The 10,481-nt window shown below is 64.5% G+C and carries 10 protein-coding genes; 6 read left to right on the forward strand and 4 right to left on the reverse strand.

Annotation, left to right across the window (positions count from 1 at the left end; translation table 11 throughout):
• Positions 1 to 57 precede the first annotated feature (57 nt).
• Positions 58 to 1,608 carry a methyl-accepting chemotaxis protein gene (locus CBW50_RS23725; protein ID WP_253251982.1) on the forward strand — a complete coding sequence of 517 codons (1,551 nt, stop codon included), beginning with the start codon at positions 58 to 60 and terminating at the stop codon, positions 1,606 to 1,608.
• 5 nt (positions 1,609 to 1,613) lie between these two features.
• Here CBW50_RS23725 and CBW50_RS23730 read toward each other — a convergent pair whose 3' ends face one another.
• Positions 1,614 to 2,696, reverse strand: coding sequence for a hypothetical protein (locus tag CBW50_RS23730; RefSeq protein ID WP_139842614.1), 1,083 nt, complete (start codon positions 2,694 to 2,696; stop codon positions 1,614 to 1,616).
• 12 nt (positions 2,697 to 2,708) lie between these two features.
• A complete protein-coding gene (cadR, locus tag CBW50_RS23735) occupies positions 2,709 to 3,140 on the reverse strand; it encodes a Cd(II)/Pb(II)-responsive transcriptional regulator (RefSeq protein WP_086147798.1) in 432 nt (143 codons plus the stop codon).
• A gap of 98 nt (positions 3,141 to 3,238) precedes the next feature.
• Here cadR and CBW50_RS23740 point away from each other — a divergent pair, with 98 nt between their 5' ends.
• Entirely contained in the window at positions 3,239 to 5,512 is a 2,274-nt protein-coding gene (locus CBW50_RS23740; protein ID WP_086147808.1) for a heavy metal translocating P-type ATPase, read from the forward strand.
• Positions 5,513 to 5,597: 85 nt separating this feature from the next.
• On the forward strand, positions 5,598 to 7,037 hold the full coding sequence (locus tag CBW50_RS23745) for an alpha/beta fold hydrolase (RefSeq protein WP_086147799.1): 1,440 nt from the start codon (positions 5,598 to 5,600) through the stop codon (positions 7,035 to 7,037).
• A gap of 25 nt (positions 7,038 to 7,062) precedes the next feature.
• Here the strand turns inward: CBW50_RS23745 and CBW50_RS23750 are convergent, their stop codons facing one another.
• Positions 7,063 to 7,869, reverse strand: coding sequence for an anti-sigma factor (locus CBW50_RS23750; protein WP_367301833.1), 807 nt, complete (start codon positions 7,867 to 7,869; stop codon positions 7,063 to 7,065).
• Positions 7,859 to 8,416: a sigma-70 family RNA polymerase sigma factor gene (locus CBW50_RS23755; RefSeq protein WP_301178820.1), complete on the reverse strand. Its 558-nt coding sequence runs from the start codon at positions 8,414 to 8,416 to the stop codon at positions 7,859 to 7,861. The genes CBW50_RS23750 and CBW50_RS23755 overlap by 11 nt, the downstream gene beginning before the upstream one ends.
• 190 nt (positions 8,417 to 8,606) lie before the next feature.
• Between CBW50_RS23755 and CBW50_RS23760 the strand changes: the two genes are divergently transcribed.
• The 3 genes from CBW50_RS23760 (at position 8,607) to CBW50_RS23770 (ending at position 10,354) form a co-directional block, all read left to right on the forward strand.
• Entirely contained in the window at positions 8,607 to 9,005 is a 399-nt protein-coding gene (locus CBW50_RS23760; RefSeq protein ID WP_086147801.1) for a cytochrome c family protein, read from the forward strand.
• A 65-nt stretch (positions 9,006 to 9,070) separates the two neighbouring features.
• A complete protein-coding gene (locus tag CBW50_RS23765) occupies positions 9,071 to 9,967 on the forward strand; it encodes a metallophosphoesterase (RefSeq protein ID WP_086147810.1) in 897 nt (298 codons plus the stop codon).
• Positions 9,968 to 9,970: 3 nt separating this feature from the next.
• On the forward strand, positions 9,971 to 10,354 hold the full coding sequence (locus tag CBW50_RS23770; protein WP_086147802.1) for a cupredoxin domain-containing protein: 384 nt from the start codon (positions 9,971 to 9,973) through the stop codon (positions 10,352 to 10,354).
• The last annotated feature ends 127 nt before the right edge of the window (positions 10,355 to 10,481 follow it).

Consider the following 10,481-nt stretch of genomic DNA (forward strand, 5'->3'; position numbering starts at 1 on the left):
GCCGCCGCGCCGCCAGCACCGGGATGGTTTTCCGCTCTTTTGACGATATGGGCTACGATGAAAATCGCACACAAGATGTTGATCGTTCCGGTGGTCGCGCTGGCTTGCCTGCTGGCCATGGGAGCCTTGTCCTATTTCGCCATGCAGCAAAACGAAAGCCGCATGCGCGACCTGAAAGACGTCACCCTGGCGGCGGAGCGGCTGGCCAACCAGCAAGCCATCGCCCTGGGCCAGGTGCATGCCGATGCGTTTGCGAAGATCGCCATCGCCGCCAGCCTGTCGGATGAGCAATTCAAGCAATTCGGCGCGCAGACGGATGGCCAGCTGAACGCCATTGCGCAAGGCTTGACGGAACTCAAGAAGTTTTCCGGCGCCGCCACGGAGGCGGCCCAGGCATTGCCGGCCATCGAGCGCTACCGGGCCAGCGTGGCGCAGGCGCTGGACCTGGCCTCGATGGACCCGAATACGGGCGTGGCCGCAATGCAAAATGCCGCCACGCACTATCAGCAAGTGCGCGTCCAGCTGCGCCAGGTCCTGCTCAACCTCGATCGCCGCACCGTCGACGCGCTGCAGGAAACAAAAAATGCGGGCCAGCGCGCCGGCTGGCTGTCGCTGGGCACCATGGCCATCGGTTTTGCCTTGCTGGCCCTGATCGCCACCTGGGTGGCGCGTTCCGTCGTGCGCCCCATCGACGACGCCTGCCGCGCCGCCGAGTCGCTGGCCGCCGGCGACCTGACCACGCGCATCGACGCCCGGGGCGAGGACGAGGTGGGCAAGCTGTCGCGCGCCCTGGCCACCGTGCTGAAGAACTGGAACACCGTCTTGGGCGACATACGCCAGGCCGGTTCCACCATCACGGTGGAGGCGAGCGAAATCGCGCTCGGCAATGCGGACTTGTCGGCCCGCACGGAGGCGCAAGCCCACTCCCTTCAGGAAACGGCGTCGTCCATGCACGCCCTGACGGACACCGTGCGCGAAAACGCCAGCCATGCGCACCAGGCCAACCAGATGGTGCTGTCGACGTCGAACGTGGCGCTGGAGGGCGGCCGCGTCGTGGGCCAGGTGGTCGAGACGATGGGCTCGATCAAGGCCAGTTCCGGGCGCATCGTCGACATCATCGCCGTCATCGACGGCATTGCCTTCCAGACCAATATCCTCGCCCTGAACGCGGCCGTGGAAGCGGCGCGCGCGGGCGAACAGGGACGCGGCTTTGCCGTCGTCGCCACGGAAGTGCGGGGCCTGGCGCAGCGCTCGGCCACGGCGGCGCGCGAAATCAAGCAACTGATCGAGGATTCCGTGGCCCGCATAGAAACGGGCAGCGAACTGGCCGACAGCGCCGGGCGCACCATGGGCGACATCGTCGCCTCCGTGCAGCAGGTGACGGAAATCATGAACGACATCACGGCGGCCAGCCAGCGCCAGAGCAAGGGCATCGAGGAAGTCAACAATGCCATCACGGAAATGGACGAATTGACCCAGCGCAATGCCGCCCTCGTCGAGCAATCGGCCGCCGCCGCGCAAAGCATGCAGGACCAGGCGCATGATTTATTGCGCGTCGTCGATGCTTTCCGCCTGGGCGACGGCGGCCCGCCGCTGCTGCCCCGTTAGTCGCGCTAGTACCGCTGCGGCATGGCGGCCCGGGAACAGGCTTGCATGGCCTTGCCTGTCTCGACCAGCGCGGGGTCGGTTTCCCGCCGCAAGACATTGCCCATGCGGAATTGTTGATGGTAATCGCCGAGCATGGCGGCATACAGGAAAACCTGATCCCGCCGGCGCCAGACGGCACTGTAGTTGCTGCCGGGAGCGACGGGCATGGCGCCGATGAAATAACTGTACAGGCCGCTAATCTTCTTCTTGTGCAGCCATTCCATCAATTGCACGATGCGGTACTGTTCCAGCAGGCTCAGTTCGCTGACATTGGCGCCGGACAAGGCGTAATACAGTTCCAGCCTGGCCATCCAGTTGCCCTTTTCGCCTGCCGCCACCAGCGCATTCCAGGCGGGGCCGGCGCGTAGCTTGCGTACCTCGTCAGGCGATCCCAGCCAGGCCTCGACGGCAGCCTGGTCCGGCACGGAGCCATAGTAGGCGGGCGCGCGGCAGACGAACTGGCGCGCGTCTGGCCCGTCCTCACTGAACTCGTCGGCGATGTACCTGGTGACCTTGTCGCCGATGCCCAGCAGGCGCTTGCCATAGCCGTCCAGGGTCCAGCTCGAAGGCAGGCGGCCCAGCCAGGCCAGCGCATCGTCGTTGGCCCGGGCTTCCACCGCATAGGCGGCGATTCTGGCCTGCATTTTCACTTCTTTCTGCTGCTCCGCCAGCTTGAGCGCCTCTTGCTCCTCGTCGTAGCGGCTGCTGGTCTTGGCCAGCTTGACGCAGTCCAGGAAAGCCTCCGGCGCGCCCTGCCAGCACCGGGCCGGCACCTTCAGCTGCCAGCGCATGCTGACGGTTTTCAACATATAGTTTTCCTCGCCCTCTTCCCCTTTGACATAGGCGCGGCCGTCCGCCTTGGTCACGCCCTTTGTCAGCTGCTTGCCGCCCGCCGTGCTCCAGGTGTACGGGTCATCGTCTTGCGGCACGCCGGGGGCGGCGTACAGGGTCAGGTAATGGCCGGCGGCGGCCGGCGCATCGGCCGCATGGCACAGCGGCGACAGCAGGGACAAGGTGAATAAAGTTCTTGCAGGCAACAGTTTCAGCATGTAGCAATCGTATCAATGAAGTTCGGTATGGCAGGCGCAGTCGTGGCCGCTGGCCGCCTCGGACAGGTTTTGCAGGATGGCGCAGTCTTGCGACGGCTGCGGCTGGTCGCACTGGTGGCGCAGGGTCACCAGCTGCTGCTGCAGGGTTTGCAGATTCGCCATCTGCCCGGCGATGCGCAGGATATGGTGATCAAGCAATTCATTGACTCTCTGGCAACCCTCGGCCGGATTGTTCTTAAATTCCAGCAAGGCGCGGATATCGGTCAGGCCGATCTGCAAGGAGCGGCAATGGCGGATGAATTGCAGCCGCTCCTGGTGTTCTTCCCGGTATTCGCGGTAGCCGGCGCTGTTGCGGCCCGGTTCCTGCAGCAAGCCCGCCTTTTCATAGTAACGCACGGTTTCCACGTCACAATCTGTCCGTTTGGCCAGTTCTCCGATACGCATGGCATCCCCTTTTCATTCTTTCGTGCAAATTCTCTTGACCCTGTAGCGGCTACAGGGTTTCTAATGAAAGCATACACGAAACCGGAAGGATGAATGCGATGCCGCACGATAGCCACGATCATACCCACGAGCACAAGCAAGACCATGAGCATGCGCCCAAGGCGACCAGCTGCTGCTCCAGCCAGCATGCGTGCTCGTCCACGCCTGCGGCCATTGCTGCGCCAGCCCTGCCCAGCGCCCCCATCGCCGGCGCCCACACGGCCAAATACCGCATCTCCAACATGGATTGCCCCACGGAGGAACGCCTGATCCGCAACAAGCTGGCCAATATGGCGGGCGTCGTGGGCCTCGATTTCAACTTGATGAACCGCGTGCTCGACGTGCACCATACCCTGGCCTCGCTGGCCACGGTGGAAGCGGCCCTGCACGGCATCGGCATGCAGGCGATTCCCATGCAGGCGGACGCTGCTGTCGCGCGCGACCCGAACGAAGGCAAGCTGTCCGGCATGCAAAAGGGCTTGCTGGTCGTTTCCGGCCTGGCCGCGTTTGCTGCCGAAGCGCTGGCGTGGACCACGCATGAAGACGGTTCACCCCTCGTCATCGCCCTGGCCCTGCTGTCGATCGCCACGGGCGGCTGGCCGACCCTGAAAAAGGGCTGGATCGCCCTGAAAACTTTCACCCTGAACATCAATTTCCTGATGTGCCTGGCTGTTTTCGGCGCCGTCGCCATCGGCCAGTGGCCGGAAGCGGCCATGGTCATCTTCCTGTTCGCCATCGCCGAGCTGATCGAAGGCTTGTCGCTGAACCGCGCGCGCAACGCCGTGCACAGCCTGATGCAGCTGGCGCCCGACACGGCCACCGTCGCTGGCGCGGGCGGCGCCTGGAGCCAGGTGAACGTGGCCACGGTGGCCATCGGCACGCTCATGCGCGTGAAACCGGGCGAGCGCATCGCCCTCGACGGCGTGGTGGCCAGCGGCGAGTCGTCCGTCAACCAGGCGCCGATCACGGGCGAGAGCATGCCGGTGGACAAGACCGTGGGCGATGTCGTGTATGCGGGCACCATCAATGAACGGGGCTTGCTCGACGTCACAGTCACAGCCAACAGCGGCAACAGCACCCTGGCCAGGATCGTCAAGGTGATCGAGGATACGCAGGGCAAGCAGGCGCCCACGCAGCGCTTCGTCGACCAGTTCGCCCGCTATTACACGCCGGCCGTCGTCGTGTTCGCCATCCTCGTGGCCGTGCTGCCGCCCTTGCTGCTGGGCCAGCCTTTCATGGCCTGGGTGTATAAGGCGCTGGTGATGCTGGTGATCGCCTGCCCGTGCGCGCTCGTCATTTCCACGCCGGTCACGGTCGTCAGCGGCCTGACGGCGGCCGCGCGGCGCGGCATTCTGGTGAAAGGCGGGCAATTCCTGGAAACGGGCTACCGCATCAAGGCTATCGCCGTCGACAAGACGGGCACCCTGACCATGGGCAAGCCGGCCGTGACCGATGTCGTGGCGCTCGACGGCAGCGACCGCGACGCCATCCTGCTGCTGGCCGCCAGCCTGGACGCCAATTCGGCCCACCCGCTGGCCGCCGCCATCGTCAAGGCGGGGCCGCCCGCCGGCAGCCACCTGCCCGTCACCCAGTTCGCCGCCCTGCATGGACGCGGCGTGCAAGGCAATATCGATGGCCAGACATATTACTTGGGCAATGCGCGCCTGATGACGGAATTGAAGCTCTTGACGCCGGCACTGCAAGCCGTCCTGTTGCGGCTGGAACAGCAAGCCTACACGGCCATGGTGCTGGCCAGCCCGTCCGGCGCGCTGGGCGTGATCGCCGTGGCCGACGTGCTGCGCCCGACGGCGGCGTCCGCCATTGCCCGCCTGAATGCGCTGGGCGTGACCACCGTGATGCTGACGGGAGACAATTTGCTGACGGCCCAGCGCATCGGCGATGAAGTCGGTGTCAGCCTGGTCAAGGCGGAATTGCTGCCGGAGAATAAACTGGATGAAATCAAGGCCTTGCAGCAGCAGTTCGGCGTGGTCGCCATGCTCGGCGACGGCGTCAACGACGCCCCGGCCCTGGCGCAGGCGGACATCGGCTTCGCCATGGGCGCGGCCGGCAGCGATACGGCCATCGAAACGGCCGACGTGGCCCTGATGGACGATGAATTGGGCAAGTTGCCTGAATTCATCAGCCTGAGCCAGCGCACGCGCAGCATCCTCGTGCAAAACATCAGCTTTGCCATCGGCATCAAGGCCGTCTTCTTCGGCCTGGCGCTGGCCGGCATGGCGACCCTGTGGATGGCCGTGTTCGCCGACGTGGGCGCCAGCCTGCTGGTGGTGGCGAACGGTCTCCGCTTGCTGCGTGGCAGCAAGAGCAACTAAATCCTGTCAGAAATATTTCAATCTGGACAATTGCTGTGAAAAACGCTACTTTGGCGGCTGTTCCCCACCACCGCCAAAGTAGCCGATGACCTTACTGCCCCGTTTGACCCTGCTGGCCACCCTGCTGGCTGGCGCCTCCCTGCACGCCGAACCGATGTTCTTCACCCCCTGCTCCGACATGGCCGTGCCCGGCAGCCTGTGTTCGGGCTTGAACGTACCGGAAAGCTACGATGTCCAGGGCCGCGCCGTCGGCGAGGCGGATGCCATGCACGTCTTCGTGCGCAAGTTTGCCGCCGATGTGCCTGCCGGCAAGCCCGCCAAGGGCACGCTGTGGCTGGTGGCGGGCGGCCCCGGCGAATCGGGCGCCTCGTTCTACAGCCTGCTGCCCACCCTGCGCCGCAGCTTTCCCGGCTTTGAATTCCTGATCCCCGACCATCGCGGCACGGGCCATTCCTCGCGCCTGTGCAAGGTGGAAGAATCGGAGCAAAGTCCCGGCGGCCGCGCCCTGGCCGGCGCCGAATGGGCCAGCTGCTTCAATGGCATCAACTTGACGCCGGAATACGCGGGCCAGTTTTCCATCACCACGGCCGCGCGCGACCTGAAGGCGCTGATCGAGGGCGAACGGGGCAAGAGCAAGCGGCCCGTGTATGTATACAGTGTATCGTACGGCACGCAGCTGCTCTTGCGCACCTTGCAGCTGGGGCCGCTGCCCGTCCAGGGCGTCATTTTTGATTCGCTGGTGCCGCCGCAAGCGGATGCGCGCTGGGACCTGAGCCAGCGCTCGCGCGTGGTGAACCAGGCCGGCATGCAGGTGCTGGCCCGCTGCGACGCGGATGCGGCTTGCCATGCGGCACTGGGCGAGCCGGCTGCCACCTTGTACCGCCGCGTGCTGGACAAGGCGCAAGCGGATCCCGCCCTGCTGGCGCAGATCCCCGGCAAGAACCTGAAAAACTTCCTCGGCGGCATGCTCGACGTGCCGGCCGCCCGCGCCCGCATCCCCTACCTGCTGCAGGACCTGGACCGGGGCGGCGAGACGGAGCTGGCGGCCGTGCGCGCCACGTTGACGCAGGCGGCGGCCAGCCTGGGCAGCTATCCCCAGTCGCCGCTGTCGATTCCGCTGGTCAATATCATCAGCAATTCGGAAAACAATCTGCAGCCCACCTTGCGCCCCGGCTGGACCGCCGCCGACCTCGAGCGTGAAGAGGCGGACTTGCTGTTTACCAGTCCCCTGCCCCGCATCCTGCTGGGCGGCGGCTTGCCCACCTACGCGCGCGACGCCTATTTCGGCGCCCTGCCGGCGAAAGTGCCGCCAACTCTGGTGCTGCAGGGAACCCTGGATCCGAAGACGCCATACGCGGGTGCGCAGGCGCAAGTGCAGGCCTTGACGCAGCGCAAGGCCGGCAAGGTGTCGCTGTCCAGCGTGCACAACGCCCCGCATTTCATCCTGTGGACGGCGCCCGCCTGTTTCGAGCAAGCCACTACCCGCTTTATTGCCGGCAAGGCGGCGCAGGATTGCACGCTGTAGTTTCCGCAACATATTGCCGGCGCATTCACGGCAAACCGTCCTGGTCGATTTGCGCCGTCAGCCGGCGCTCGAAGTCCATCAGTTCCGGCACATTGAGGTCGGAAATGAGCCGATACTGCATGCCGGAGCGGCTCCAGCGTATCAAGTGATAGCCCTGCCTGACGGTCAGGCGCGGCGACGCATCGCGCTGCGCCTGGTCGGGCCACACATACAGGTTCAGCACATGCTGGTGCCGCCGGTACGCGAGCGCGGCCACGGGGCGCTGTTTGATATAGTCGAGGCGCCCGCCGATCAGGGGAAAGCCCGCTTGCGCCAGGTCAACCACGGGCGGTGAAAAGTCCAGCCTGCCGCTGAACCAGGGTTTGACCGTGTGCTGGTCGGACGAGGCCACGTCGGCCAGGTGTTCGGGCATCAGCGAACGGAAATGGCTGGCCACGATCTCCTGGTCCAGCCGTTCCGCGTCCGACGGCACGGACAGATACAGCGCCAGTGTGACGGCAAACGCCGCCGTGCTGGCGCCGGCCACGCCAAGATTGATCCATGCCCACGGCAGTTGCGCCCATTTGCGGCGACGCGGAACTTCCTTCGCCGCGCTCCCCTCTCCCAGCAGCGCCTGGCGTATTTGCTGGTGCAGGGACGCCGGCGCCGCATGGCGGGTGCCATGCTGGCGCACCGCCGCGCGCAAGGCCAGCAGCTGTGCGCAAGCCTGCGCGCAGTCGGGGCAATGGGCCAGGTGCCGCGTCAATTGCCGCGCCGCCAATGCGTCGAGTTCGCCATCGGCAAAAGCGGACATCCTGTCGCGTGATTCGGTGCACTCCATTTCATTTCTCATCAGTATGTTGTTTCAGGTATATCAACAGCAGCTTGCGCCCCCGCGCCAGGCGCGACATCACCGTGCCGATCGGGATGCCGACGATGTCCGCAATCTCCTTGTAGGACAAATCGTCGAGCTCCTTCAGCACCAGCACTTCCCTGTAAGGCCGCGGCAGCGTTTCCAGGGCGCGGTTGACGCCTTCCTTCACGTCGGACCGGGCCAATATGTCTTCCGGGTTGCCGCCTGCCGCATCCGGCGCGATGCCGCATCCGTCCTCATCCTGGCCGTGCAGCTCTTCGTCAAAGCCGATGTCGTCGCGCTGCGCCCGCCTGTCGCGCAGCGACGTGTAATAGGTGTTGCGCACGATGGTCAGCAGCCAGGCGCGCGCGCCGCCGGCATCACCATGGTAGCCGTCCATGAAGCGGCAGGCGCGCAGGAACGCCGTCTGCACCAGGTCCTGGGCATCCTGGTCATTGCGCGTGAGCCATCGGGCCAGGTTGTAGGCAGAGTCCAGATGAGGCATGGCAATTTTTTCAAACAACCTGGTTTTATCGATGTCATTCAAATCAACACCCGTAGGCCTGTCGACCGTCTCATTGCATAAGACTCGCTTTGCCTGCCGTTTATTCCCGATGCAGCGACAAAAATAGACGGCATGGACGGGAATATTTTCTCCGCCTTTGGAGTTATAGCATTTGCAGGCCCCGATTGCGTGGGGTCCATGCCAGATAGCTGCAAATTGAAGGGAGTCCGCCATGACATACCCGTACTTCATCGCTGGCCCGGCTGCGGCCGTGCTGATGGCTGCCAGCGGCGCGGCCAGCGCCGGCGACGCCATCCACGGCCAGGCGCTGTACAAAACCATGTGCATGTCCTGCCACTCGATCGACTACAACGGCGTGGGGCCAGCGCACAAGGGCGTGTTCGGCAGGAAAGCCGGCAGCGCCGCCGGCTACGGCTATTCGCCTGCCGTGAAATCGTCCGCCATCGTATGGAGCGAGAAAACCCTCGATCTATGGCTGACGAACCCGGAAAAACTGATTCCCGGTCAGAAAATGGGCTATATGGTGCCGTCCGCGCAAGACCGCGCCGACCTGATCGCGTATCTGCAGCAGGAAGGCGCGCGGGCCAGCCCGGCCACGGCCGCCAAATAGCGCTTGCTTTAATACCGCCTGCCAGCCAGGCCATGCATGTCAAGGAAACAAGGAGAGATATCATGATGGACCGCAGAAGTTTCATGAAACTGACCGCCATCGGCGGCGGCGCCGTGTTCATGTCCGGACTCTACGGACACGCGCCGGCAGCGGCGGCCGGCAAGATGGCCGCCGCCTACGACGATTTTTACTTCGTCCAGCTGTCCGACATACACTGGGGCTACAGCGGCGCCGCCAATCCCGACGCTATCAATACCTTCCGCAAGGCCGTCGCCACGGTGAATGCGCTGGAGGTGCAGCCCGACTTCATCGTCTTCACGGGCGACCTGACCCACACGACGGACGACCCGAAGGAGCGCCGCCAGCGCATGGCCGAATTCAAGGAGATCGCGGCGGGATTGAAGGTGAAAAGCGTGCGCTTCATCCCCGGCGAGCATGACGCCTCGCTCGACAGCGGCGCCGCCTTCCAGGAGAACTTCGGCCCGTCCAATTACGCGTTCGAGCACAAGGGCGTGCACTTCATCGCCCTCGATAACGTCTCCGACCCCGGCGCGCGCATCGGCGACGCCCAGCTGGAATGGCTCAAGAACGACCTCGACCAGCAGGCAAAGGACGCGCGCATCGTCGTCTTCACGCACCGGCCCCTGTTCGACCTGGTCCCGAAGTGGGACTGGGCCACGCGCGACGGCGACAAGGCGATCGCGCTGTTAATGCCTTACAGCAATGTGACTGTGTTCTACGGCCATATTCACCAGGAACATCACCACATGACGGGGCAAATCGCGCACCATGCCGCCAAGTCGCTGATTTTCCCCCTGCCGGCGCCCGGTTCGCAGGAAAAGCGCACGCCCCTGCCGTGGGACCCGGCCGCGCCGTACAAGGGCCTCGGTTTCCGCGAGGTGGAAGCGGAATCCGCGAACAAGGCATACGCGCTCACGGAATTTCCCGTCACGAGGACGTAAGCCATGGACCGCGCCAGAAGACACCTTTGTGCCAGGCTGGCCTGCGGCTTCGGTGCGCTGCTGACGATAGCCGCCATCGACGCCCAGGGGCTCAGGAAAATTGCCACAAAGGAAAGGGTTATCGCCATCGAGGCCAGGAAATTCGTCTACACGCCGCATGAAATCACTTTGAAAAAGGATGAAACCGTCGTGCTGGCGTTCACGGCCGTCGATTTCATCCATGGTTTTTTCATCCCGGACATGCACATCCGCGCCGACCTGAAGCCGGGCCAGGTCACCGAAGTGCGGCTGACGCCGGGCAAGGCCGGTGAATACGCCTTTTTATGCGACAATTTTTGCGGCAGCGGCCACGAGGAGATGAACGGGAAAATCATCGTCACGGCGTAAGGAATGCGGCGGGCGATGATTGTTCGAATCATCATTCAGGCGGGCGCGCCCCGGCATCGCGTTGCGCCTGCCGCGCCGCCGCCAGCGCGCCGGCAAAGGCGGCGTCGCCCGCGGTGCAGGCGCTGGC

Origin of the sequence: Janthinobacterium sp. GW458P (genome assembly GCF_002127585.1) — a bacterium.
Lineage (GTDB): Bacteria > Pseudomonadota > Gammaproteobacteria > Burkholderiales > Burkholderiaceae_D > Janthinobacterium.